Annotated in this window: 21 protein-coding genes; 13 read left to right on the top strand and 8 right to left on the bottom strand. The window is 65.9% G+C overall.

Features of this window, described 5'->3' with window-relative positions; all coding sequences use genetic code 11:
• Positions 1-4: 4 nt before the first annotated feature.
• Both Q9235_RS17415 and argH read right to left on the bottom strand, forming a co-directional pair.
• Positions 5-3,016, bottom strand: a complete 3,012-nt coding sequence (locus tag Q9235_RS17415; protein WP_306223071.1) for an aminotransferase class III-fold pyridoxal phosphate-dependent enzyme — start codon at positions 3,014-3,016, stop codon at positions 5-7.
• 286 nt (positions 3,017-3,302) lie between these two features.
• Entirely contained in the window at positions 3,303-4,721 is a 1,419-nt protein-coding gene (gene argH, locus Q9235_RS17410; RefSeq protein WP_306223070.1) for an argininosuccinate lyase, read from the bottom strand.
• 152 nt (positions 4,722-4,873) lie between these two features.
• Between argH and Q9235_RS17405 the strand changes: the two genes are divergently transcribed.
• Genes Q9235_RS17405 through Q9235_RS17395 form a run of 3 tightly spaced genes read left to right on the top strand, consistent with a single transcriptional unit; the run spans position 4,874 to position 7,575 of the window.
• On the top strand, positions 4,874-5,989 hold the full coding sequence (locus tag Q9235_RS17405) for an aminotransferase class I/II-fold pyridoxal phosphate-dependent enzyme (protein ID WP_306223069.1): 1,116 nt from the start codon (positions 4,874-4,876) through the stop codon (positions 5,987-5,989).
• Positions 5,990-5,999: 10 nt separating this feature from the next.
• The gene (locus tag Q9235_RS17400) at positions 6,000-6,617 is read left to right on the top strand and encodes a helix-turn-helix transcriptional regulator (protein WP_306223068.1); all 618 of its coding nucleotides are present in this window, start codon (positions 6,000-6,002) and stop codon (positions 6,615-6,617) included.
• The gene (locus Q9235_RS17395; protein ID WP_306223067.1) at positions 6,610-7,575 is read left to right on the top strand and encodes a Rossmann-fold NAD(P)-binding domain-containing protein; all 966 of its coding nucleotides are present in this window, start codon (positions 6,610-6,612) and stop codon (positions 7,573-7,575) included. The genes Q9235_RS17400 and Q9235_RS17395 overlap by 8 nt, the downstream gene beginning before the upstream one ends.
• A gap of 21 nt (positions 7,576-7,596) precedes the next feature.
• On the opposite strand, the gene Q9235_RS17390 is transcribed toward Q9235_RS17395, so the two are convergent.
• Positions 7,597-8,706 (bottom strand): aminotransferase class I/II-fold pyridoxal phosphate-dependent enzyme, encoded by a 1,110-nt coding sequence (locus Q9235_RS17390; RefSeq protein ID WP_306223066.1) that lies wholly within the window; start codon positions 8,704-8,706, stop codon positions 7,597-7,599.
• Between the two features lie 278 nt (positions 8,707-8,984).
• On the opposite strand from Q9235_RS17390, the gene Q9235_RS17385 reads away from it, so the two are divergent.
• Positions 8,985-9,263: a hypothetical protein gene (locus Q9235_RS17385; RefSeq protein WP_306223065.1), complete on the top strand. Its 279-nt coding sequence runs from the start codon at positions 8,985-8,987 to the stop codon at positions 9,261-9,263.
• Positions 9,264-9,352: 89 nt separating this feature from the next.
• Here the strand turns inward: Q9235_RS17385 and Q9235_RS17380 are convergent, their stop codons facing one another.
• The gene (locus tag Q9235_RS17380; protein ID WP_306223064.1) at positions 9,353-10,774 is read right to left on the bottom strand and encodes an amidohydrolase; all 1,422 of its coding nucleotides are present in this window, start codon (positions 10,772-10,774) and stop codon (positions 9,353-9,355) included.
• Between the two features lie 342 nt (positions 10,775-11,116).
• Here Q9235_RS17380 and Q9235_RS17375 point away from each other — a divergent pair, with 342 nt between their 5' ends.
• A complete protein-coding gene (locus tag Q9235_RS17375; protein WP_306223063.1) occupies positions 11,117-11,797 on the top strand; it encodes an invasion associated locus B family protein in 681 nt (226 codons plus the stop codon).
• A gap of 159 nt (positions 11,798-11,956) precedes the next feature.
• Positions 11,957-14,356, top strand: coding sequence for a transketolase-like TK C-terminal-containing protein (locus tag Q9235_RS17370; protein WP_306223062.1), 2,400 nt, complete (start codon positions 11,957-11,959; stop codon positions 14,354-14,356).
• 208 nt (positions 14,357-14,564) lie between these two features.
• Here Q9235_RS17370 and Q9235_RS17365 read toward each other — a convergent pair whose 3' ends face one another.
• Both Q9235_RS17365 and Q9235_RS17360 read right to left on the bottom strand, forming a co-directional pair.
• Entirely contained in the window at positions 14,565-14,870 is a 306-nt protein-coding gene (locus Q9235_RS17365; RefSeq protein ID WP_306223061.1) for a hypothetical protein, read from the bottom strand.
• Between the two features lie 89 nt (positions 14,871-14,959).
• Positions 14,960-16,039: a hypothetical protein gene (locus Q9235_RS17360; protein ID WP_306223060.1), complete on the bottom strand. Its 1,080-nt coding sequence runs from the start codon at positions 16,037-16,039 to the stop codon at positions 14,960-14,962.
• Between the two features lie 478 nt (positions 16,040-16,517).
• On the opposite strand from Q9235_RS17360, the gene Q9235_RS17355 reads away from it, so the two are divergent.
• Positions 16,518-17,552, top strand: coding sequence for an aspartate-semialdehyde dehydrogenase (locus Q9235_RS17355; RefSeq protein WP_306223059.1), 1,035 nt, complete (start codon positions 16,518-16,520; stop codon positions 17,550-17,552).
• Between the two features lie 185 nt (positions 17,553-17,737).
• The gene (locus Q9235_RS17350) at positions 17,738-18,637 is read left to right on the top strand and encodes a DMT family transporter (protein WP_306223058.1); all 900 of its coding nucleotides are present in this window, start codon (positions 17,738-17,740) and stop codon (positions 18,635-18,637) included.
• 12 nt (positions 18,638-18,649) lie between these two features.
• Here the strand turns inward: Q9235_RS17350 and Q9235_RS17345 are convergent, their stop codons facing one another.
• On the bottom strand, positions 18,650-19,318 hold the full coding sequence (locus tag Q9235_RS17345; protein WP_306223057.1) for a TetR/AcrR family transcriptional regulator: 669 nt from the start codon (positions 19,316-19,318) through the stop codon (positions 18,650-18,652).
• A gap of 144 nt (positions 19,319-19,462) precedes the next feature.
• On the opposite strand from Q9235_RS17345, the gene Q9235_RS17340 reads away from it, so the two are divergent.
• The 5 genes from Q9235_RS17340 to bfr all read left to right on the top strand — a co-directional run bounded on the left by Q9235_RS17340 (position 19,463) and on the right by bfr (position 24,131).
• Positions 19,463-20,662, top strand: coding sequence for an HlyD family secretion protein (locus tag Q9235_RS17340; RefSeq protein ID WP_306223056.1), 1,200 nt, complete (start codon positions 19,463-19,465; stop codon positions 20,660-20,662).
• 202 nt (positions 20,663-20,864) lie between these two features.
• Complete coding sequence (locus tag Q9235_RS17335; protein ID WP_306223055.1) at positions 20,865-22,454, top strand: DHA2 family efflux MFS transporter permease subunit; 1,590 nt, start codon at positions 20,865-20,867, stop codon at positions 22,452-22,454.
• Between the two features lie 245 nt (positions 22,455-22,699).
• Positions 22,700-23,233: an iron response transcriptional regulator IrrA gene (gene irrA / locus Q9235_RS17330; protein WP_306223054.1), complete on the top strand. Its 534-nt coding sequence runs from the start codon at positions 22,700-22,702 to the stop codon at positions 23,231-23,233.
• Complete coding sequence (locus Q9235_RS17325) at positions 23,230-23,517, top strand: (2Fe-2S)-binding protein (RefSeq protein WP_306223053.1); 288 nt, start codon at positions 23,230-23,232, stop codon at positions 23,515-23,517. The genes irrA and Q9235_RS17325 overlap by 4 nt, the downstream gene beginning before the upstream one ends.
• A gap of 119 nt (positions 23,518-23,636) precedes the next feature.
• Positions 23,637-24,131: a bacterioferritin gene (gene bfr / locus Q9235_RS17320; protein WP_306223052.1), complete on the top strand. Its 495-nt coding sequence runs from the start codon at positions 23,637-23,639 to the stop codon at positions 24,129-24,131.
• A gap of 114 nt (positions 24,132-24,245) precedes the next feature.
• Here the strand turns inward: bfr and Q9235_RS17315 are convergent, their stop codons facing one another.
• Positions 24,246-24,926, bottom strand: coding sequence for a cold-shock protein (locus Q9235_RS17315; protein ID WP_306223051.1), 681 nt, complete (start codon positions 24,924-24,926; stop codon positions 24,246-24,248).
• Positions 24,927-25,219: the final 293 nt, after the last annotated feature.

Below are 25,219 nucleotides of genomic sequence, written 5' to 3'. Positions count from 1 at the left end.
CGCGCTAGCGCGCGGCCTCGACTTCGCGCAGGCAGATCTTCAGCCGGTCGAGGATCATCTCGACATCGTCGGCGCCGATCGTCAGCGGTGGACGGATCTTCAGGATGTTGTCAGCCGGCCCCTCGCGCCCGACGAGGATGCGCATCTCGCGCAGGCGGTTCATGACATGGGCCGCCGCATCGGTCGCGGGCTCCAGCGTTTCGCGATCCGTGACCAGCTCCAGCCCGAGGAAGAGGCCGATGCCACGCACGTCGCCGACGCAAGGGTATTGCTCGGCGAGTTCGCGCATGCCGGCGAGCAGCTTGTCGCCCATCGCCTTGGCATTGGCCGAAAGTCCTTCCTCCTCGACGATATCCAGCACTTCCGAGGCAATGCGGCAGGAGAGGTTCGAGCCGCCGAATGTCGAGAAATATTCCGGTCCTTCGGCGAAGCGCTCGGCGATGGCGCGGGTGGTGATGACGGCGCCGATCGGGTGGCCGTTGCCGAGCGGCTTGCCGAGCACGACGATGTCTGGCCGCACGCCCTGCTGCTCGAAGCCGAAATAATAGTCGCCGAGGCGGCCGAGCCCGGTCTGAACCTCATCGGCGATGCAGATGCCGCCTGCGGCGCGGATGCGCTCGTAGACCGCCGCGAGATAGCCGGGCGGCGGGATGATCTGGCCGCCGACGCTCGGGAAGGTCTCGGCGATGAAGCCCGCGACCTTGCCGCCACGTTCAGCGATGGCAGCGAGCGCGCCATCGACCTGCTCGGCGTAGTGCAGCGCCCGGTCGGCATCGTCGCGGCGGAAGCGGCCGCGATAATCGTCGGCGACGTCGACGAGCTGTACCCAGGGCTTGCGGCCGCCCATGTTCGGCTTGTTGAATTTGTAGGCGGAGATGTCGATCGCGCCGGTGGTGTTGCCGTGATAGCCGTGATCGGGCGTGACGATGTCGTAGCCGCCGCTGGCCGCGCGGGCGAGGCGCAAAGCCAGTTCGTTCGCCTCCGAGCCGGAATTGACGAAGAAGCAGACCTCCAGCTCCTTGGGCAGCTTTGCCGTCAGGCGTTCCGCCAGCGCCATCGGTGCTGGGTGCAGGTAGCGCGTGTTGGAGTTCATCCGCGCCAGCTGGTCCATCGCGACCTTGCGGATGCGCGGATGGGCGTGGCCGACATGGGGAACGTTGTTATAGGCGTCGAGATAGGGCCGGCCCATCGCGTCGAAGAGATGGTGGCGCCAACCGCGCAGGAAGGTGACCGGCTGCTTGTAACTGAGCTTGAGATTGGCACTGAGCCGGGCCTTGCGCTCGGCCAGCAGCGCGGCCTCGTCGATCGCCTGATAGGCGACGACCTCGTCGGGCAGGTTGAGCAGGGCGGCAGGGTTCGGGCAGATCGCCTGCCAGAGCGCCCAGTCGTCGGGATCGGCGACGCCCGGCCAATCATGGCCCATGCCGTCCAGCGTCAGCGCGAGCTGGAAATGCAGATGGGGCTCCCAGCCGCCATTCTCCTCGGCCGGGCCGAGTTTGGCGAAGGCCTCGCCGGCCGCGATCTCCTGGCCTGGCTTCAGCTTGGCTGCGCCATCGGCGGCAAGATGGCCGTAGAGCGTATGGAAGACGTCGCCCTCGGGCGTGCGGTGTTCGAGGATGACGACGCCGCCATAGTCGAGATGACCCTTGCGGTTCTCCGCCAGCGCGACCTTGCCGGCGAGAGGCGCGCACACCGGTTCGCCCGCCGGTCCGAAGACATCGACCGCCATATGGATTGTGCGGCGATTGGATGCGAGCCAGCGGCCCTTGCGGAAGGCCTTGTCGGTATAGACCAGACGCGGCTCGCCATACTGGCCGAGCCACCATTCCTGGGTGATGCCGAGCCCGGTGCCGAGATTGCGGGCCTCGTCGGCGCGCAGGTCGAACGGGTTCTGCGGGATCGTGGCTTCGGCGACGCCGAGCGAGCCCACCGGCAGGCCATCGAGCGCCCGGCCGAGCACGGGGGCGAAGCTGCCCCGCTGCGCGGCGATCCAGCTCGCGATGCGGCCGGCGGCATCGGTGACGGGCAGGCCGCAGGCATTGCGCAGGCGCGCGCCCATCAGCTCGCCGTCGATGGCGGGGTTTTCGAGGAGCCGCCAGGCCGGGGCCTGCGAGATCGTGACATAGGGGTCGTTCGGGCGGCCCTTGGCCTCGATCGTCGAGTTCACGACGCTGACGGCGAGGCGCATCCGGACGAGCGGCCAGATCAGGCCGATCTCCTCGGTGCTCAGGGGCGAGACGCCGTGATAGCCGGCGACGAAGGCCGCGAGCGCTGCTTCCGGCGTCTCGTGGTCGAGGATGGCGTAAGCTGCGGCGATGGCGATCTCGCAGACGCGCGGACCATTGGTCATGTCGCCAAAATCGATCAGGCCGCTGATCCGGGCAGGCTCGCCGAGGCTCGGCTGGACGAGGATGTTGAAGTCGTTGAGGTCGTTATGGATGGTCTGGCGCGGCAGCGTGTCGAGCGCGGGCTTGAGGGCCTCGAAGGCCGCGACGATCCCCGCCACCAGCGTGCGGCGCGAACCTTCCAGCACGTCGAGATGCGGCTTGATCCAGCCGGCCTCGGTCAGATCCCATTTTGCGGCATCCGGCGCGGCAGTCACCTTGAAGTCGCGCAGTGCGAGATCGAGACGCGCTGTCAGTGCGCCGAGTTCGGCGAGAACGGCGGGCGGCTGCGGCCCGGCTTCGCCCATCGGAATGCCGGGGAAGGCGCGCTGGACCCAGACCATGCGCTGCTGGCCCTGAGCATCCGCGACCTCCTGCCAGAAGCGCTTGCCTTCGGCGGGGAGGAGGCGTGGCAGCGGGAGTGTCGGATCGGCGGCGAGGGCGTGACTGATCGCGGCGCATTGCTGGTCAACGAGGGCGGACTCACCCTGCGGGCGCATCGCCTTGACGATGACGTCGCCCTCGCTGGTCCGGCCGCGGAAGTTGAGGTCGTATTCGCCGCCGAGCTGCCGCAGCCCGCCAGCGATGCCGAACTGCTCGGCCACCTCACGCAACCAGACGTGTTCCATCATCTCTCCCCCGTCGCGAAGCTGCTGCGGCTTCGCGCTCGTTTCCTCAGGTCGATCGAATCGACCGACGCCGTCATCCATAGCCAGAAAGGTGGCCGGTTTGCTCCCGCAAAGTTTGCGGGGCGGCCGCTGTTGGGATGCGCTGGGCGAGGGCGCTTGTCATTCCGGGGCGTGCCGAAGGCGCGAGCCCGGAACCCACGACCGGGTGAGACATTCCATGCCGTGTTGCTGGCCGTTCGCCCAGTCGTGGGTTCCGGGTTCTTCGCTGTGCGAAGCCCCGGAATGACAACTAGGCTTGGACCGGCTTGTCGGACAACCAGCGCTGCTTTGCCCGCTCGATAGCCTCGCGCACCGTATCGGGAGCTGTGCCGCCATAGCTGCGGCGGCTGCGGACGGAGTGCTCCGGCGCCAGCACCGCGAAGACCGTTTTATCTATGCGCGCATCGACCGAGCGCATGGCGTCGAGATCGAGCGCCTGCAGGGTGCAGCCCCTGGCCTCGGCCAGCGCGACGATGCGGGCCGTGATGTGATGGGCGTCGCGGAAGGGGATGCCGGCCTCGCGCACCAACCAGTCGGCGAGGTCGGTCGCGGTCGGGAAGCCGCGATCGAGGAAGGCGCGCATGCCCTCGGGGCGCACGGTCAGGTCGCGGACCATGCCGGTGGTGGCCGCGACGCAGAGCTCGACGGTCTCCAGCGCGTCGAACATCGGCTCCTTGTCCTCCTGCATGTCCTTCATGAAGGTCATGGGCAGGCCCTTCACCATCACCAGCATGGCGGTGAGCGAGCCGACGACGCGGCCGGTCTTGCCACGCACCAGCTCGGCGGCGTCCGGGTTGCGCTTCTGCGGCATGATCGAGGAGCCGGTGGTGAAAGCGTCCGACAGCGCGATGAAGCGGAAGCCGTCGCTGCACCAGAGCGTGATCTCCTCGTTGAGGCGCGAGAGATGCACGGCCAGCATCGAGCAGCAGAACAGGAGTTCGCAGATATGGTCGCGCGCGCCGACCGAATCCATCGAGTTCTCGGTCGGCCGGGCGAAGCCGAGCTCGGCCGCCGTGAACTGCCGGTCGATCGGGAAGGCCGTGCCGGCGAGCGCGGCGGCGCCGAGTGGCGAGACGTTGGTGCGCTGGCGGGCGCCGGCCAGACGCTCGCGGTCGCGGCCGAACATCTCGACATACGCCATCAGGTGATGGCCAAAGGTCACGGGCTGGGCGACCTGCATATGGGTGAAGCCCGGCATAATGGTCTCGGCATGCTCGCTTGCGCGCGCGATCAGCGCCTGCTGCAAGTCGCGGATGGTGCCGTCGAGAGCATCGATCGCGTCGCGCATCCAGAGGCGGACATCGGTGACGGCCTGGTCGTTGCGGCTGCGGGCGGTATGCAGGCGTCCTGCGGGCTCGCCGATGATCTCCTTGAGGCGTGCTTCCACGTTCATGTGGATGTCCTCAAGATCGATGCTGAACTGGAGTTCGCCGCGATCGATCTCGCCGCGGATCTGGTCGAGCCCGGCCTGGATGCGCTCGTTGTCGGCGCCGGCGATGATGCCCTGGCGGGCCAGCATCGCGGCGTGGGTCTTGGATGCGGCGATGTCCTGCCGGTAAAGCCGATAGTCGAAACCGATCGAGGGGTTGATCTTGCGCATCACATCGGCCGGCGCGGTGGTGAAGCGCCCGCCCCACATCTTGTTGGCACCGGGGTTCTGGTCGGACATGATGGGGCTCTCCGGGAGCGGCTGTGACGTCGCCACCAAGGGATAGCAATCACGGTTTGGACTGTAAATTCCAAAATCGACCTTGACGTCCAAATAATGCCCATCATACTCGCAGGCAGATGCGGCGGATCGGCCGGCGCGGGACGGGCAGCATGAAGATCGAAGAATTCACCCTGGAGCGCATCCAGTCGCTCTACGAGAACACCGTCGAGTTCAATCTCTCCGATAGCGGCGTCCATCCCTACTCGCTGAACGAACTGCTCAGCGCCGAGCAGCGCGCCAAGCTGATGGAGGTCGAGCTCGGTTACGGCTGGACCAATGGCGCGGTCGAACTGCGCGAGGACATCGCCAAGCTCTATTGCAACCGGACCTCGGACGAGGTGATCGTCACCAACGGCTCGGCCGAAGCCAATTTCCTGATGGTGATGTCGCTGATCGAGCCGGGCGACGAGATCGTCGTCTTCGTGCCGAACTACCTGCAGATCTGGGGCTGGGCGCGGGCGATCGGCGCCACCGTCAAGGAAGTGAAGCTGCGCGAGGAGCTGGGCTGGACGCCCGATCTCGACGAGGTCCGCCGGGCGATCACGCCGCGCACCAAGCTGATGACGATCTGCAACCCGAACAACCCGACCGGCAGCCTGCTCTCGCGGGAGACGATGGACGCGCTGGTCGAAATCGCCCGCGCGCAGGGCTGCTATCTCCATGCCGACGAGGTCTACAAGGGCGCCGAGCTCGAAACCGACGAGCCGCCCAGCTTCGCCGATCTCTACGAGAAGGCGATCATCACCAGCGGGCTCTCCAAGGCGATGGCGCTGCCCGGCCTGCGTATCGGCTGGTTGGTCGGGCCGGCCAGGGACATCTACATGGCCTGGCAGAACAAGGATTACACCTCGATCACGACGAGCGCGCTGAGCGAGCATATCGCCCGGATCGTCATCCAGCCGGCGAAGCGCGCCGAAATCCTGCAGCGCAGCAAGACCATCCTGCGAGAGAACCTCGCACTGCTGACGAACTGGGTGAAGGCGAATGACGAGTTCTTCTCCTTCGTGCCGCCCAAGGCCGGCGGCATGGCCTTCATCAAATACAGTCACTCGATGAATTCGACCGAGCTCGTCCATCGTCTGCGTGAGGAGCGCGGGATCATGCTGCTGCCGGGCGATGTGTACGGGATGGATGGCTATATCCGCATCGGTATCGGCGCGCCCGGCGATCATCTCTCGGCGGGTCTGGAGCGCCTGAGCGACTATCTCAAGTCGCAACCGCGCTGACGGAGCGGGCATGACGCCGGAACTCGCCCCTTACTTGCCTGTCTGCGATGCGGTGGCGCTGCTGTTCCGGCCGCATGCCGAGGTCGTGCTGCACGATCTCGGTACGCAGAGCGTCGTGCATATCGCCGGCAATTTCTCGCAGCGCGTGTTGGGCGAGCCGTCTCTGCTCGACGAGATCGGCTTCGATCCGGACGAGACGATCATCGGCCCCTATGAGAAGGTGAACTGGGACGGCCGGCGGCTGAAATCGATCAGCATCGTGCTCTCGGCCGGAGCAAAGGCGATCGGCGTACTCTGCATCAATGTCGATGTCTCGCAGTTTCATGCGCTGATGCAGACCTTGTCCGCCTTGGCGACGGTGCCGGCCGGCGTCGAGAAGCCCCAGGCGCTGTTCAAGGAAGACTGGCACGAGCGGATCAACGAGTTCGTGCAGCAATGGACGCAAAGTCGCGGGCTTGCCGTAACCAGCCTCAGCCGCGCCGAGAAGCGCGAGCTGGTGGCGGACCTTGCCGCCAACGGCGCCTTCGGTGGCCGCAATGCAGCCGCCTATATCTCGCGCATCCTCGGGCTCGCCCGCGCGACCGTCTACAACTACCTCAACCAGGCCAACGAGACCCCGGATGCTTGACCTGTCGCGTGCGGAGATCGAGGCCGCTGTCGATCTCGACCGGGCCTTCGTCGCGCTGGAGGAGGGGTTCAAGGCCGCCGCCGCCGGCAAGGTGCAGATGCCGCCTGTCGGCTATCTCGGCTTCCCCGCTCATAACGGCGACTGCCATATCAAGTTCGGCCATATCGCTGGGGATCCGATCTTCGTCGTGAAGATTGCGACGGGGTTCTACGACAACCCGGCCAAGGGCCTGCCGACGACGAGCGGTATGATGATCGCGCTCTCGGCCGAGACCGGCGCGGTGGTCGCGATGCTGCGCGACGAGGGCTGGCTGACCGATCTGAGGACCGCGCTGGCCGGTGCCATCGCGACGCGGGCCGGGATGCGGGCCGATGCGCGCCGGATCGGGATCGTGGGCGCCGGGACGCAGGCGCGGTTCCAGATTCGTGCCGCCGCGCATCTGCTGCGCGAGCGGGAGCCGCTTTTCGCGGTGTGGGCGCGCTCGCCGGAGAAGCTGGCGGTGTTGAGGCGCGACCTCGAAGGCGAGGGCATCACCGTCGAGCCGGTGGCGGAGCTGGAGGCGCTGTGTGCGCAATCGGATGCGCTGATCACGGTGACACCGGCGGCCCAGCCGATCATCCGCGACGATTGGGTCAAGCCGGGGACGCATATCACCGCGCTCGGCGCCGATGCTCCGGGGAAGCAAGAGCTGGATACGGCATTGGTGGCGCTCGCCGATACCCGCATCGCGGATTCGCTGGAGCAGAGCCTCGACCATGGCGAGTTCGCTGCTGCCGCTGCGGTCGGGCTGATCGATGCGGGCGATTGCGTCGAGCTTGGGGCCGTGCTGGCCGGCGACGTGCCGGCGCGGCGCTCAGATGACGACATCACCATCGCGGACCTCACGGGGATCGCGGTGCAGGATATCGCGATCGCGCGGGTGGTGCTGGACGGGATCGGGCGCCGAGGCGACGCGTAGCGCCGCCCTTCCCAAAGTGCTTCAGCCCTTGTGCCGCGCCAGGAACCGATCCATCCGCGCCAGCCCGTCCCTCAGCACCTCGGTCGGGACGCCGATGCCGATGCGGATGTGGTTCTCGATGCCGAACCAGCTTCCGGCGACGACGAAGACGCTCTCCTCCTCGCGCAGCTTCTGCGAAAAGGCCTCCGAGGGCATGTCGAGCGGATAGCGCAGGAAGGCCATGCCGCCGGCCTGCGGGCGTCGCCACGACCAGTCGTTATGCTGCGCCATCCATTGCGCGACGAGATCGGCATTGCTGCGCAGCAAATCCCGGCCGCGCGCGAGCAGGCGGCCGCGCGTTTCCGGGCGCATCACTTCTTCCGCGAGGATCTGGCTGAGGATGCCGCTGCCGATCGTGGTGTAGTCCTGCCGTTCGGCCGCGGACGCGACGACCTCGGCGGGAGCGACGATCCAGCCGAGGCGCAGGCCGGGGCAAGCGAAGGATTTCGACAGGCTCGAGGCGACGACGACCTTGGGATAGCTGCCCCAGAGCGTCTCCGTCTCGGCGCCGTCGATCTCGCCGCCGCGATAGATTTCGTCGACCATCAGCCAGGCATCGTTACGCTTCGCCGCCTCAATGAGGGCGGCGCGGCTTGCGGCCGAGAGCACGCTTCCGGTGGGATTGGCCGGGTTGGTCACGGCAATCGCCTTGGCGCCGGCAGCGACCTTGGCGAGGTGAGCCGGATCGATCTGCCAGTCGGTGTCGCCGGAGAGTTCGAGCCGACGGATGTCGAAGCCGAGCGCACGGCCGAGACCGTCGATCTGCATGAAGTTCGGCAGGGCGAAGACCAGCGCGTCGCCGGGCTCGAACAGCGCCATCAGGGCGATCATCGTCGCCTCGGAGGAGCCGTTGGTGACGAGCACGTTCGTGGCGCTCGCGCCGGGATACCAGGATGCTATGTTCGCGCGCAGATCGGGCCGGCCATCGGTCCAGCCATAGCCGAGCGGCTGCTTCAACAGGTCGCGGGCGGCCTGTTCGCCCAGAATGTCTTCGATCGACCAGGGATGGACGCCGCTCTCGGTGAGGTTGATCTCGACGTCGTTCTCGAAGAGCGTCTGGTTCCGCTCCATCTGGAAAATGTCGAACTTCACGCGAGCCTCCTGCCTTGCGGCCTGTCGCTTGCCGCCGGGGCGGCAAGGCTGTTCCGGTCATCTGTGCAGGCGGGAAAGGGCCGGGTCAAGGCAAATTTGGACAACAAGTCCAAATTGGACTTTGTGTTTATTTCGCCGCTGCGCCCGGTTTCGTAGCGCGCTCGTCACACGGAATTTCGAAGGTGAGGGCGCGGCTCGTCCGGCTGCGGATTTTCTCTCCGCCTTGCCGGGAACCGAGGCCGCCCTATATCCGTTGGCCAGCCATGTTTGAATCGCCGATGCCTAATTCGAATTTCCGCTTTCCCGGCGTCCTGAACTCTCAGGGATTGCTCGTTGCAGAAGCCGTCCAGGCCAGGGCCTGGGCTGCGATCGGGCATGATGACAGGCTCGATACCGAGCTGGAGTCCGAGGCCCGCGACCGGCTGGGGCGGATCATCCTGCGCCTGATGTCGAATGTCTCCGACTCGGTTTCGGACCTGACTTCGGCTGCCGTCGCCGAGTTCAAGGCGACCCGGCCGACAATCCGCGTCGAGTTGTCCGGGCCGCAGCGCGGCTAACGCCATTTTCCAAACAAATCGGCCGGACGTGAACGTTCTGCCCCCGCGCCCGGCCGGCTATCAAGCCGTGTTGTTTCTGGTTCGCCCGATCAATGGGCTGCCATGTCGAGCGGCGGCTCAACATCGTCGGTGATCGGGTTGGCGAAGGGGTTCCTGGCGCGGAAGGCCGCGAACTCGTCCTTGGCCGCCTTGAGCAAAGCAGGGTCGCTCAGCACGTCCGAGGCGACGCCGGCCATGGCCTTGGCGGCGAGAGCGAGGCCCTTGTGGGCGGCCGGCGCCAGACCCTGTGCGACGAGCTGCCAGGAATGGCCGGGCGTGCCGATGGCGTAGCAGGCGGTGCGGCACTGCACGGTTGGGACGACCCAGCTCACCGTGCCGACATCGGTCGAGCCCACGGAGGTGTCGTTGCCGGCGCCGAGCGGGTAGATCTCGTCGCTCAGCGCCTCGCCGTCCTTCGGCTTCAGGTCGAAGCGACCATAGGCGGCGGCGATGTCCTGCGGGCTCAGCGTCTTCTGGAACTTGGCGGCGAAGGCATGGTCGGCGGCGTCGAAGCCGGGGCCGCCCAGCTCCAGCAGATTGGCCTGCATCGTCTCTTCGAGCGGGCGGTTGCCGACGAGATTGGCATCGCCCGAGAGCTGCTTGATCGCGACGGTGGTCTCGCTCATCAGGGCTGCGCCCTCGGCGATCTTCTTCACACGGGCGACGAGTTCCCACATCTCGGAGAGGGTCGCGGCGCGGATCAACTGGCGCGTCGTCGCGGTCGCCTGGACGACATTCGGGGCGATGCCGCCGGCATTGATGACCGCGTAATGCACGCGCGCCGTCGAGGGCATGTGCTCGCGCATATAGTTCACGCCGATATGCATCAGTTCGACCGCATCGAGCGCCGAGCGGCCGAGATGCGGCGCGGCCGCGGCATGCGAGGCGCGGCCCGAGAAGGTGAACTCGATCTCGACGCAGGCCAGCGAGAAGGCGCGGTTGACGCCGTTGAACGAGGCCGGGTGCCAGCACAGGGCGATATCGACATCGTCGAAGGCGCCGGCGCGCACCATGAAGCCCTTGGCCGAGCCGCCTTCCTCCGCAGGGCAGCCGTAATAGCGCACGCGGCCCTTGAGCCCGTTGGCGGCGAGATAGTCTTTCACCGCAGCGGCGGCGAGCAGCGAGGCCGAGCCCAGCATGTTATGGCCGCAGCCATGGCCGTTGCCGCCCTTCTCGACCGGGGTCTCGGTCGCGTTGCCGGCCTCCTGGCTCAGGCCCGGCAGCGCGTCGAACTCGCCCATGATCGCGATGACCGGGCCGCCTTCGCCGGCCTCACCGACGACTGCGGTCGGAATGCCGGCGACGCCGGTCGTCACGCGAAAGCCCTCGCTCGCCAGCATGGCGCCATGCTCGGCTGCCGAGCGGACTTCCTGATAGTTCAGCTCGGGCATGTGCCAGATGCGGTCGGAGAGCCCGAAATAGGCCGGGGCCTTGTCGTCGATCCGACGCCAGACATCCTTGCTGTTGCTCATGGAAGCTTCCTCCTGCGCGGGTCGTTCGGCCCAATTCCGTGACGGTTTCTGGCATGGCGTGCGAAGGGCTCACAAGCGAGCCGAGGGCAGGGTCAACCTGCGTTTGCGACAGGGGTCTGTCATGGCCTGCGAATTCGACATTGCGATATCCGGCTTCAATGCCACGCCTTGAGCAAAGGCGCGTTAGGTCTAATACTTTCGACTTGAAATCATTCTATTATCGAAATCGCGCGACCTCTGATGAGGGCATCGATTTATTTCAAACAAGTCATGATTTCGCGCTTTCTCTCCGGGAAGGTTTCTGCGATAGGGCGGGCCACATCTTCATTCGATAGCGCTGACATGAAACATCATTCCCTCCGTATCGCCTCGCTCGCCGCCGCTCTTGCCATCGGCTGCCTGGCTGCGCCTGCGCTCCGGGCGCAGGAGGATCCGGCCGCGCCGCCGGCCCCGGCCGCGCCGCAGCGTCCCGCGCCGCGCCCGGCCCCGAAGCCCGCCGCCAAGCCGGCGCAACCTGTCGGGCAGGCTCCGGCTGCCCCCAGCGTCAGCCAACCGGCCACTTCGGCCGCCACGTTGCCGAATGGCGCGAGCGCGATCAACGAAACCTATGGCGACTGGACCGTCGACTGCCGGATCGCTGACGGACAGCGGCTCTGCGTGCTCCTGCAGTCGCAGGGCAATAGCCAGACGGGCCAGCGCGTCTTCGCGATCGAGTTGCGCGCGCCGAAGAATGGGCGGGCCGAGGGCACGATCCTGTTCCCGTTCGGTATGAAGCTGGAGAACGGCGCGGTGCTCAGGCTCGACGACAAAGACCTCGGCCAGGGCCTGCGTTTCTCGACCTGCATGGCACAGGGCTGCCTGCTGCCGATCTCGTTCCCGACGGTCGCGACCGATGCGATGAAGGCGGGCAAGGCCCTGACGGTCGCGGCGTTGAACCTGTCCAATAACGAGCCGGTCTCGTTCAACGTGTCGCTGGGCGGCTTCGGCGCGGCGCTCGACCGCATCGCGCAGATCGATAAGTAGCCGGCAAGCGGGTGAGCGCTTGATTGGTGGTTTTTCGCGCCCGGTTGCGGCGCGGTAGCGGAAACCGCCAAAGTTGACCGGTGCTACACAGAAATTTGGCTCGTTCTGCCAGTGCTTCCGTGCATGATCGGCAGTACTGGGGAGTTCGAGCCGAAATCCATGACAACAGATCCGCGCCTGCCGTTTCTCGCCGAGCTGGAGAAGAAGATCCTCTGGTTGGCTTCGTGGACGATCCATAACGCTAACCATATCCGCCAGAACGAGGACGGGATGAAGGTGGGTGGGCACCAGGCCTCCTCAGCCTCGCTCGCCACGATCATGACGGCGCTCTACATGGCCGCGCTGAAGCCTCAGGACCGGGTCGCGGTGAAGCCGCATGCGTCGCCGATCTTCCATGCCATCAACTATCTGATGGGGCTGCAGACGCGCGAAAAACTCGAGAATTTCCGCGGCTACAAGGGCGCGCAGAGCTATCCCTCGCGCACCAAGGATATCGACGATGTCGATTTCTCGACCGGCTCGGTGGGCTTGGGTGTCGCGCAGACGCTGTTTTCCTCGCTGACGCAGGATTACGTGAAGGCGCATGGCTGGGCGAAGGATCGGCCCGAAGGCCGCATGGTCTCGCTGATCGGCGATGCGGAGCTCGACGAGGGCAATATCTTCGAGGCCCTGATGGAGGGCTGGAAGCACGGCCTGCGCAATACCTGGTGGATCATCGACTATAACCGCCAGTCGCTCGACGCCGTCATCCGCGAGGGGCTCTACGACCGTTTCGAGACGATGTTCCGCAATTTCGGCTGGGACGTGGTCACGCTGAAATACGGCTCCTTGCAGCAGGCGGCGTTCAAGGAGAAGGGCGGCGAGCGGCTGAAGGCATGGATCGATTCCTGCCCGAACCAGCTCTATTCGGCCCTGACCTTCCAGGGCGGCGCGGCCTGGCGCAAGCGGCTGATGGACGATCTCGGCGATCAGGGGCCGGTGACCACGCTGATCGAGAAGCGCTCGGATGCCGAGCTCTCGAAGCTGATGTGCAATCTCGGTGGCCACGACCTGCCGTCGATCCTCGAAGCCTTCGAGGCGATCGATCACGACCGGCCGGTCTGCTTCCTCGCCTATACGGTGAAGGGCTTCGGCCTGCCGATCGCCGGGCACAAGGACAACCATGCCGGCCTGATGACCAAGGAGCAGCTCGACGGCTTCCGCAAGGCGAACGGGGTCCGCCCCGGCCATGAATGGGATCTGTTCGAGGGCCTCGGCCTGTCCGAGAGCGAGATGCGGGCCTTCCTCGACAAGGTTCCGTTCTTCTCGCAGGGGCGCCGGCGCTTCTCGGCCGCCAAGCTGCCGGTTCCGGCGAAGCTGGAGGCTGGCATCCAGCCGTCGATGTCGACGCAGATGGGTTTCGGCAAGGTGCTGGATGATCTCGCCAAGACCGGCGGGCCGCTGGCCGATCGCATCGTGACGACGGCGCCGGACGTCACCGTCTCGACCAATCTCGGACCTTGGGTCAATCGGCGCGGGCTGTTCGCCAAGGCGTCGATGGCCGACACCTTCAAGGACGAGCGCATCCCCTCGATGCAGAAATGGGAGTTCTCGCCGAAGGGGCAGCATGTCGAGCTCGGCATCGCCGAGATGAACCTGTTCATCAATCTCTCGGCGCTGGGCCTGTCGCATTCGATCTTCGGCGAGCGTCTGATTCCGATCGGCACGCTCTACGACCCCTTCATCTCGCGCGGGCTCGATGCGCTGAACTATGCCTGCTACCAGGATGCGCGTTTCATGGTGGTGGCGACGCCGTCCGGCGTGACGCTGGCACCGGAGGGCGGGGCGCACCAGTCGATCGCGACGCCGTTGATCGGCATGAGCCAGGACGGGTTGTGCTCCTTCGAGCCGGCCTTCGTCGACGAGCTCGCGGTGATGATGCGCTGGTCCTTCGACTACATGCAGCGCGACGGCGAGGGCGATCCCGACGAGCGGACCTGGCTGCGCGACGAGACCGGCGGATCGGTCTATCTGCGCCTCTCGACGCGGCAGGTCGAGCAGCCCAGCCGCGCGATGACGCCGGAACTGGAGCGTGCCATCATCGACGGGGCCTATTGGCTCAGGAAGCCCGGCCCGAATGCCTCGGTCGTGATCGCCTATACCGGCGCGGTGGCGCCGGAGGCGATCGAGGCGGTCGGGCTACTCTCCGAGGACCGGCGCGATGTCGGCCTGCTGGCGATCACCTCGGCCGACCGGCTCAATGCCGGCTGGCAGGCGGCGGAGCGGGCACGCCAGCGCGGCAACCATGCCGCGACGAGCCATGTCGAGCGGCTGCTTGGCGAGCTCTCGCGCGATTGCGGCATCGTCTCGGTGCTGGACGGGCATCCGGCGACGCTGGCCTGGCTCGGCAGCGTCCATGGCCACAAGCAGAAGGCGCTCGGCGTCGAGCATTTCGGCCAGACCGGTACGGTCGCCGATCTCTACCGGCATTTCGGTATCGACGCGAACGCGATCGTACATGCGGCGAACGCGGCGGCGCCGGGGCGGCCGGTGCGTTATCTCAAGGCGTTGCCGGAGTAAGGCGCGCGATATGAAGAGGCGCGCTTCAATGAAGGGTGTCTTCCCGCACGCGCTGCGGCACGCAGTGCTGCTGCGCAGATGCGGGATCGCGCGACGAGAAGGCGCCTTTTCCTGAGAACGGTCCCGTGTCTGCGCAGCAGCGTTTCACGCTGCAGCGCGCACGGGATGACAGAAGCCCTTCAAATGGCGCCCTTTAGGAATGCGCTTCTCAGAACCGCGGCGTCGCGAACGTATTCGCGAACGGGTTTGCGCCCGCGCCGATGCGACCAGGCAGGGTGCCCTCGCCATAGAGGTCGCCGGTGTTCACATAGACCGGCGAGGCCGACATGTGCTGGCTGGCATAGCGGTTCATCGAGCCGACCGGCACGACATTGCCGGCATCGAGATAGCTGCGCTTCTGCACTGTGACGCGCAGCGGGCCGCGGCGGTTCTGGGCTTCGGCGATGCTGGCCATGACAGTCGATGCCGTCACGGCGACGGCGAGGATGGCGGCAACGCGCTTGAACGACATCATGACGGCAATCTCCGGGAGCGGATCGATCCACTCGATGTAAGCATCGAAAAACCGGCGCAAAGACTAGCACCGCGTCGTTAACAACTTTGTTAGCGCTCGCGACGGGGCTTTTTCATGCGACGCGGTCGCGGCTCGGGCGTCGGCTCGCCCGTCGCGGTCTTCATGCGCAGGGCCGGCATCGTGCCGTCGGCGTCGAGCCAGGAGACCTTGCGGCCTGTGGCGGAGAGGCGGGGTGTGGCGCAGCCTGGCTGGCGCTGGAGCTCGCTGCGGGCGAAAGCCGCGCGCAATTCGGGCTCGGCGCCGGCATTGGCGAGATCGAGCCGGTCGATCAGGCAGGTCAATTGCTTGCGGTCGCTGGGCCTGGCGCCGGCGCACCACCAACCGCTCATCGCGAAGGGGGCATCGGGGCCGACCGTGCGGAAGGCGAGGCAGGCGCGGCTCCCGGCGCCGTCGCCGAGGACGATATCGGCGGTTTCGAGCGGGCCGAAGCGGGTCTCGATCGTCGAAGGCGTGCTGCCGCGTTCGACTGCGAGGCTGCGAAGAGCCGCCGCGTGAACGAGCGCGACCGTGAAGGAAGCGGGATTGGCGGAGGCGTGATCCCCCGTCAGCAGGCGCAACGAGAGATGCGAACCGGATCCGGCGAAATCGCCGAAGCTCAGCACATCCTCGCGCCGGCTGCCGTCCTGGCTGCGGCGGGCCTCGACCGTGGGAGCTGCCCGGCCGAACTCGGGCGCTTCGAGATTGAAGATCGCGATCGGGCGGGTGACCGCCACCCAGTCCGCTTCCGTCGCCGCCAGAGGCTTGCGGTTGAGAGCTGCGTTCTGGGTCGTGGCGGCTGCGACGGGCGATGCGAGGCTGGCGAGCTGGGGCTGGCCTTCGCCATTCCCCGAAAGGCTGGTGACGATGGCGGCCGTCAGGCTGATGCCGCCGAGCGCGGCGCCGACGCGCCAGGCCAGCGCACCCGGCAGGCCGAGGCCGCGGCGCGGCATGAGGCGGCGGCCGGCGCGGCCGGCGATCCGGAAAGCCGCTTCGATCCGATCGGCGCTGGTGATGAGAAACGGGACGAGATCAATGGCGACGGCGCGCGCCCAGATGCTGCGGCACTGGGGCGCGGCGCGCGCTATGCCCTGCTGCAACTGCCGCAGCAAAGGTCGGAGCCGTGTCGTCATTTCGTCCGAACGCAAACGCAACCCGCTACTCCCGCACGGCGAAACAGGGGCCGCGCATTCCTCACTCAGGCGGGCAGGCTGAACCGGCGGAGTCGCTGTCGGGTTACCGAGAGGGCGCGATCGGCCGGCAGCGTGAACAGGAGGTCAACGAGCACGGTTAATGCGCGGCCGGGCTGCGACTATGAGGAGGAGATTGACTTTTCGCCGTTCCCGGTGTTCTGACAGGGCGTGGCGCAAGGTTGCGCCGCCTTGCGAAGTTTTCAGCCCTTCGGGATTGGCTCTGTGACTGTCCGTCTGACGACGACGAAACTCACGACCAAAACGACGACCGGGAAAACCGGCCTGTCGCGCTGACGCTTCGCCTCGGTTCCGGGTCCATCTCCCCCCGGCGGGGAGAGATCGCCGAACCCGCCCGAGACCGGTGCGGGGCGGCCCCCAAAGGGAGACCCGGACCGCCTTATCCGCAAAGGATCACATCATGAGCTTCAAGGTCGCAATCGTCGGAGCCACCGGCAATGTAGGCCGCGAGATGCTGGACATTCTCGCCGAGCGCGCCTTCCCCGTCGGCGAGGTCGTGGCGCTCGCCTCCTCCCGTTCGGTCGGCACCGAGGTTTCCTTCGGCGACAAGACGCTGAAGTGCAAGGCCCTGGAGCATTACGACTTCTCCGACACCGATATCTGCCTGATGTCGGCGGGCGGCGACGTCTCGAAGGCCTGGTCGCCGAAGATCGGTGCGCAGGGCTGCGTCGTGATCGACAATTCCTCGGCCTTCCGCATGCATCCGGACGTGCCGCTGATCGTGCCGGAGGTGAATGCCGCCGCCGCCGCCGGCTTCACCAAGATGAACATCATCGCCAATCCGAACTGCTCGACCGCGCAACTCGTCGTCGCGCTGAAGCCGCTGCACGACAAGTTCGGCATCAAGCGCGTCGTCGTCTCGACCTACCAGTCGGTGTCCGGCGCCGGCAAGGAAGGCATGGACGAATTGTTCAACCAGACCCGCGCCGTGTTCTCGGCCGGCGAGGTCACCACCAAGAAGTTTCCGAAGCGCATCTCCTTCAACCTCATTCCGCATATCGACGTCTTCATGGAAGACGGCTTCACCAAGGAAGAGTGGAAGATGGTTGTCGAGACCAAGAAGATCCTCGACAAGAAGATCAAGCTGACCGCGACCTGCGTGCGCGTGCCGGTCTTCATCGGCCATTCCGAGAGCGTCAACATCGAGTGCGAGAAGCCGATCACCGCCGAGGAGGCGCGCGAGGTTCTGCGCACGGCGCCGGGCATCCTGGTGATCGACAAGCACGAGCCGGGCGGCTACATCACCCCGCATGAGGCGGCCGGCGAGGACGCGACCTATATCTCGCGCATCCGCGAGGACGCGACCGTCGAGAATGGCCTCGCCTTCTGGTGCGTCTCCGACAACCTGCGCAAGGGCGCGGCGCTGAACGCGGTGCAGATCGCCGAGGTGCTGGTCAACCGCAAGCTGATCCAGCCGCGCAAGCAGGCCGCCTGAGGCAACTTGCACCGCCGGTCCTGTCCGAAAACCGGGCAGGGTCACCGATAATGTCCACGCGCATGGGCGGGCGGCCGTCTTTGCGTGTGGCTATGCCGGGCAAAAAGGCTAAGGCTTGCGCATTACCCGTGTGCGAACCTTAGCCCTTGCCCAACCCCAACGCTCCCCTCCCTGAAACGCCAGTCGTGCCTCCGCAGGAAGGCAGGCCGCTGCGTATCGACAATTCCGCGCGCGGCATCGCGCTGCTGCTGCTCTCGTCGATTTTCATGTGCAGCGGCGACATCGCCTCCAAATATCTCGCGACCAGCTTGCCGGCACTCCAGATCACCTGGATGCGCTACGGCACCTTCGCTGCGATCATGCTCGTCACCATCGCCTTCACCGGCGGCTTCCGCAGAATGAGCACACGCCGGCCCGGCCTGCAGGTGCTGCGTGCCCTGGGCGTCACCGTCTCCTCGATCCTGTTCGTGGCCGGGCTGCACGACCTGCCGATGGCGGACGCGACCGCCACCTCCTTCGTTTCGCCGCTCTTCGTGACGGCGCTTTCCATCCCGATCCTGGCCGAAACGGTCGGCTGGCGGCGCTGGCTCGCCACGATCGTGGGACTGATCGGCGTGATCGTCGTGGTGCGTCCAGGTGGCGACGGCTTTCATGCCGCGTCGTTCTTCGTTCTCGGCTCGTCATTCTTCTGGGCGTTTTCGCTGATCATGACGCGGATGATGAGCCGCACCGAGATCCCGGTGGTGACGCTGGCCTATTCCGCCACGATCGGTTTCGTCCTGCTTTCACTGGCCGTACCGTTCTACTGGCAGGCACTCGATCTCAAGACGATCCTGATCGGCGTCTTCATCGGCGGCATCTCGACGATCGGGCATATCTTCCTGATCCAGGCCTTCCGCTATGCGGATGCCTCGCTGCTGGCGCCCTTCGCCTATTCCCAACTGCTCTGGTCCTCGATCTTCGGCTATCTGGTCTTCGCCGCGATCCCCGATATCTGGACCTATGTCGGCGCGGCGATCATCGCGGCGTCGGGGCTCTATACGGCGCATCGCGAGCGCATCCGGGCCAGGCAGGTCGCCGGCTGACGGCGCCGGGCCTCAGCCCTGCGGCTTTACGCCGTAGCGCGCCATGAACATCGTGATCGCCTCGCCGACGACACGGCGGATCTCGTCCTCGCTGGGCGGCGTGCGCACGGCGTTGAACAGGCGCGGGCGGGTCAGTGTCGACTGGCAGAGATCGATGAACTGGACGGCTGCGAGGTTCGTGTCAGCGATCGCGAGCCTGCCCTCGGCGACCATGCGGTCGAGATAGGCTGCAATGAGCTTGGCGCCCTGCATCGGGCCGTTCTCGTAGAAGCCGCGGCCGAGATCCGGCATTCGCTCGGCGACGCCGATGACGACGCGATGGGCGCTGACGGCGAACTCGGCATTGATCATGCGCACAAGGCACTGGCCGAAATTGCCGAGCGCCCGGACCGGATCGGAATCCTCGGCGAGGGCCTCGAAGGCGCCGCGCTTCTGCGTCTCGCGCTCGCGCTCGATCAGGGCGACGAAGAGGTGCTCCTTGTCCTCGAAATAGACATAGAGCGTGCTCTTCGAGACGTTCGCGGCCGTGGCGATGTCGCTCATGCTGGCCGCGTCGAAGCCGCGGGTGATGAAGACCTGATGGGCGCCGTCGAGAATCTGCCGCCGCTTGTCCGGATCGGTGCCCGCGACGCGGTGATTGCGCGCCCGGGTCCTGGGGCTGACTTCGGAGGTCCTGGACATCATTTCCCGGCGGAGGAACGGTTCCGCGCTCGCGTGCAAAAATAATCGAACCACTCGGTTCGATTTGACTTGATATGCATCATGCGCCGCGCTATTTCAAGCGCAATCGAACCGATTGGTTCGAATTGATATGCAGGACGCCCAATGTCTGCTGAAACCGTTACCGAACAGCGCCGCGACCGGCTGAAGCTGGTCGACGCCACGGCCGAAACCGCCCAGCCGGCCGAACCCGCCACCGCCCGCGACGCGCAGGCGAAGAGCGCTTCGCCCGAAGCGGCCGAGGGCAAGGCCAAATCCGGCAAGAGCCCGCTGAAGCGCGGCGCGCTGCTCGTCGTGGCAGCCGCTGTTGTTGGCGCCGGGCTCTGGTATGGCGTCGACTGGTGGCGCAATGGCCGCTTCATCGTCTCGACCGACGACGCCTATGTCGGCGCCGAGATGGCGACCATTTCAGCCAAGCTCTCTGCGAATATCGCCACCGTCTCGGTGCGCCAGAACCAGGAGGTCAAGGCCGGGCAGCCGCTGGTCGCGCTCGATGACGGCGACTGGCGGATCGCACTCGACAGCGCCCGTGCCAAGAGCGCGACAGCGCAGGCGACGCTCGCCCGCATCGACAGCCAGGTCGAGGCGGCGCGAGCCGCCCAGTTGCAGGCGCAGGCCCAGCAGAACTCGGCCGAGGCGGCGGTGACGCGCACGGCCGCGGATTTCGACCGCGCCAATAGCCTTGCCGCCAAGTCCTACGGTTCGCAGGCAACGCTGGATGCCGCGACTGCGGCACGCGACCAGGCGATTGCTTCGCTGGCGAGCGCCAAGGCCGGCGTCGTGCAGGCCCAGGCCAATATCAAGGTGCTGGAAGCGCAGCGCATCGAGGCCGCCCGCCAGATCGACGAGCTGAAGGTCGCCGAGCAGAAGGCGGAGCGCGATCTCTCCTTCATGAAGATCGCCGCGCCGATCGACGGCATCGTCGCCAATACCAATGTCCAGATCGGCGACCTCGTCGGGGCCGGCAAGCGCCTGATGTCGATCGTCCCGCTCGACCAGGTCTATGTCGACGCCAATTTCAAGGAGACCCAGGTCGGGCCGCTGAAGACCGGCGACAAGGCGAGCATCACCGTCGATGCGCTGCCGGGGCAGGTCTTCCACGGCACGGTCAGCGGCATCGCCGGCGGGACGGGCTCGGTCTTCACGCTGCTGCCGCCCGACAACGCGACCGGCAACTTCACCAAGATCGTGCAGCGCGTGCCGGTGCGGATCGCGCTCGATCCGGCGTCTACGGCGAAGCATGTGCTGCGCCCGGGCATGTCGGTGGTCGTGTCGATCGATCCGCGGCCGGCCGCGCAGCGCTGATCAAGCGGCACTGATGAAGCGGGTCATCCCGCACGCGCTGCGGCACAAAGTGCTGCTGCGCAGATGCGGGGCCGCAGGACGAGTTGCTACTGGCTCCCGCCGTTGTGAGGGCGCCTTTTTCTGATGACGGTCCCGTGTCTGCGCAGCAGCACTTCGTGCCGCAGCGTACACGGGACGACACCCCGATGAAAGGCAGGCCGTCATGGCCACTGCGACCCTGACTCCGGGCGCCGGCGCCAAACCCGCCGAAGATGCCATCCCGCTCCGTCGCATCCTCGCCTTCATGGCGATGGTGTTCGGCATGTTCATGGCGATCCTCGACATCCAGATCGTGTCGGCTTCGCTCGCAGAGATCCAGGCCGGCCTCTCCGCCTCCTCGGACGAGATCGCCTGGGTCCAGACAGCTTATCTCATCGCCGAAGTCATCATGATCCCGCTTTCCGGCTATCTCAGCCGGGCGCTGTCGACGCGCCTATTCTTCTCGATCGCGGCGGCGGGGTTCACCATTGCCAGCGTGCTCTGCGCCCAGGCCAACTCGATCAACGAGATGATCCTGTGGCGGGCGGTGCAGGGTTTCATCGGCGGCGGCATGATTCCCGGCGTCTTCGCCGCGGCCTTCACGATCTTCCCGCCGTCGAAGCGGCCGATCGTCTCACCCCTGATCGGTCTCGTCGCGACGCTGGCGCCGACGATCGGGCCCACCGTCGGCGGTTATCTCAGCAATGCCTTTTCCTGGCACTGGCTCTTCCTGGTCAATGTCGTGCCCGGCATCGCGGTGACGATCGCGGCCTGGACGCTGATCGATTTCGACAAGCCCGACCACAGCCTGATCAAGCGCTTCGACTGGCTGGGCCTCGCCGCCATGGCCGCCTTCCTCGGCAGCCTCGAATATGTGCTGGAGGAGGGGACGCGGCTCGACTGGTTCCAGAGCCACGAGATCCTGTTCTTCACGGTCGTCATGGTCGTCGGCGCGGTGCTGTTCTTCTGGCGGGCGCTGACGCGCGACGATCCGCTTGTCGATCTCTATGCGTTCAGAAACCGCAACTTCGCCTTCGGCTCGCTGTTCTCCTTCACAATGGGTATCGGCCTCTACGGGCTGACCTATCTCTACCCGGTCTATCTCGGGCGCATTCGCGGTTATGACGCGCTGATGATCGGCGAGACGATGTTCGTCACCGGCCTGTGCATGTTCTTCACGGCGCCTTTCGCCGGGCGGCTCTCGGCCAGGCTCGACCCGCGGATCATGATGATGATCGGCTTCAGCGGCTTCGCGCTCGGAACCTGGCTTGCTTCCGGCATCACCTCGGATTGGGATTTCTACGAGTTGCTTTGGCCGCAGATCCTGCGGGGCTGCTCGCTGATGCTGTGCATGGTGCCGATCAACAATATCGCGCTGGGGTCGCTGCCGCCGCAGCAGCTCAAGAATGCGTCGGGTCTCTACAACCTGACGCGCAATCTCGGCGGCGCCGTCGGGCTCGCGATCATCAACACGATGTTGAACACGCGCACCGACCTGCACATTACCCGTCTGCACGAGATGGTCGTCGCCGGGCGGCAGGTGGCGGAGGAGGCGCTTGCCAACACCGCGCAGCGATTCGGCGATTTCGGCGATGCCGCGCAGCAGATGGCGCTGGCGTTGCTGAACCAGCGCGTCCACAAGCAGGCGCTGGTCATGGCCTTCGGCGACGTCTTCCTCGGCCTGACCATGATCTTCGGCAGCCTGGTCCTGCTGTCGCTGTTCCTGCGCAAGCCGCCCAAGCCTGCTGGCGGCGGCGGAGGCGGCGGCCACTAGGCCGCTTCCGGGAAAGCCCGCCAGCTTCTCCAGGCCCGCAGATCGCCGCGGCGAGCGCACCGGGCCATGCGTCCACCGCGCAGTACCGGCGCAACGATCACGCCGATGTGCTGTGGGCGCTGCCCGATGTCGCAGCTCAGAAGATTGACATTTGGTCGCTGTTTTGCCAAATATGACAATAATATCAGTAGTTTAGAGGATTTCTAAACTACGCTGCCGAGGTTCGGCGTGTGGAAGGCGTTACAATGAGCGTTCTGGCGAGCAAGGATCACGATCACAGGCCGGTGGCGGCCGATCATATCCCGTGGCCGCAGAAAAACCCGACGAGCTGCCCGATCAGTGCCGTGAAGGCGCGGCTGCGGACGGCGGGTCTGCGTCCGACGCGCCAGCGAATGGCGCTGGGCTGGCTGCTCTTCGCCAAGGGCGACCGCCATGTCAGCGCCGAGATGCTCTATGAGGAAGCGCTGCGGGCGCGCGAGCCGCTCTCGCTCGCGACCGTCTACAACACGCTGCGCCAGTTCTCCGAAGCCGGCCTGCTGCGCCAGGTTTCTGTCTCCGGCCCGAAGACCTTCTTCGACACCAACGTGTCGGAGCATCACCATTTCTATAACGAGGACGACGAGACCGTCACCGATATCCCGGGCTCGATGATCCAGGTCGCCGGCCTGCCGGATGCTCCCGAAGGCATGGTGATCTCCTCGGTCGAGGTCATCGTCCGTCTGCGCAGCGCCGATGGCGAGGAAATCGAGACCAAGCGGGTGGTGGGCCACCACGCGTGATCGTCTGCTCCTGCAACGTCCTGTCCTGCGGCCAGATCAAGGGGACTATCGCTGCCGACGGCAGCGGTCCCCGGACGGCCGGCGAGGTCTATGACTGCCTGGGCTGCAGCCCGGATTGCGGGCGTTGCGCGCGTGAAGTTCGGGCGCTGCTGGCGGAGGCCCGCGCGGTCTGCGCTACGCAATGCGGTAGCTGCGCCAGCCGCGAGGTCGAGTGCGCCGTGCATGTCTCGGTCGGGCGCATGCTCGATGGGATCGAGCTCGCCGAGGAGAGCGTGGCGGCCTGAGGCCGGCGCTTTCCATCCGATTCGATCAAAAGCACCGAGACCGCATTTTTTCCCCTTCACTTCCGGCCAGTCCGTGTCTACATTAGGATCATTCTAATGTGGATTGCGGAGTTCATCCGATGAAGGGCGACAAGAAGGTCATCGAGTATCTCAACAAGGGGCTGCGCTCGGAGCTCACCGCCATCAACCAGTACTGGCTGCACTACCGCATGCTGGACAACTGGGGCCTGAAGGAGATGGCCAAGACCTGGAAGAAGGAATCGATCGAGGAGATGGTCCATGCCGATCGCTTCGTCGACCGCATCCTCTTCCTCGAGGGCTTCCCGAATCTGCAGACGCTCGACCAGCTCCGTATCGGCGAGACCGTCAAGGAAGTGATCGAGTGTGACCTCAAGGCCGAGATCGAGGCCCGTTCGCTCTATCAGGAAGCGGCCAAGTATTGCCGCGAGGTCGGCGATTTCCCGTCCGAGGACCTGTTCAAGGCCCTGATGAAGGACGAGGAAGGCCATATCGACTTCCTCGAGACCCAGCTCGACCTGATCGCGCGCGTTGGCATCGAGCTCTACACCCAGAAGCATATCGGCGGCCTGGAAGGCGACGACCACGACCATTGAGTCGTGCCCGAGGCGCGTCGCTTCGGCGGCGCGCCTTCCGTAGACCATGCTGTCCCAAAGGAAAAGGCCCGCCGGATTGGCGGGCCTTTGTTATTTCGGCGAAGCTGCGGAGCGTCAGATGAAGCTGACGTCGGCCGCTTCCGGGCCCTTGCGGCCGGTGCGGATCGAGAAGCGCACGCGCTGCCCGTCCATCGGCGGCTGCAGGCCGCTGCGGCCCAGCGACGAGACGTGCAGGAACACGTCCGGCCCGCCCTTGTCGGGAGCGATGAAGCCGAAGCCGCGATCCGAGTTGAAGAACTTCACGGCACCATCGTAGGGGCCTTCGACCGGGCCGCTGTTGCGATCCTGGAAGCCGCCGCCGCGCGGGCCGCGATCGCCGCCGCCGAAGCCGCCGCGATCACGATCGCCGTAGCCGCCGCGGTCGCCACCGTAGCCGCCACGATCCCGGTCGCCATAGCCACCACCGCCGCCGAAATCATCGCGCGGAGGACGGGGCGAGAAGGCGCGGGGAGCCGGCGCGGTCTGCGAGGCTGTCGATGCGTCGATCTCATGGACCGCGACGACCTGGAGGCCGCGGCGACCTTCGCCGAGATCGGCAACGATCGTGGCGCCGGGCAGCAGGTCCTGCTGATCCAGCGGGCCGATGGCCGAGACATGCAGGAAGACATCGCCCGAACCATCAGAGGGCGATGCGAAACCGAACCCCTTCTCGGGGTCGAACCACTTGACCTTGGCTTCGATGTTTTCGTGGGTGACGAAAGGCTGGGCAGCCGGAGGCTTGCGACGATCGAACATGGAGCTTCAAATATGAGTGACCGGGAGCACGCAACTTAGCTCATGCCGGACGCGCCGTCATCGGGGTCAATGCGAAATTATTGCACGTGATTTTACGGCGCAATAGTGGTTTTTTCGCCGGCCGTTCCTAAGGTTATCTTCCGCTGATGCCATGCATGCCGTGCATGTTGGGGCTGGATTCTCTGGCTATTTTATCGTTGGGCCGGCGAAAATGCCGCGGATCACGCCCTTGCAATCGTGCCCGTGTCATACGATGTGATGAGCGAGTTAGGGAAGATAACGCCTCCTGGTCG

The sequence above is a fragment of the Bosea beijingensis genome (assembly GCF_030758975.1).
Taxonomy (GTDB): Bacteria; Pseudomonadota; Alphaproteobacteria; order Rhizobiales; family Beijerinckiaceae; genus Allobosea; species Allobosea beijingensis.
This window is presented reverse-complemented; position numbering and strand designations above follow the sequence as displayed.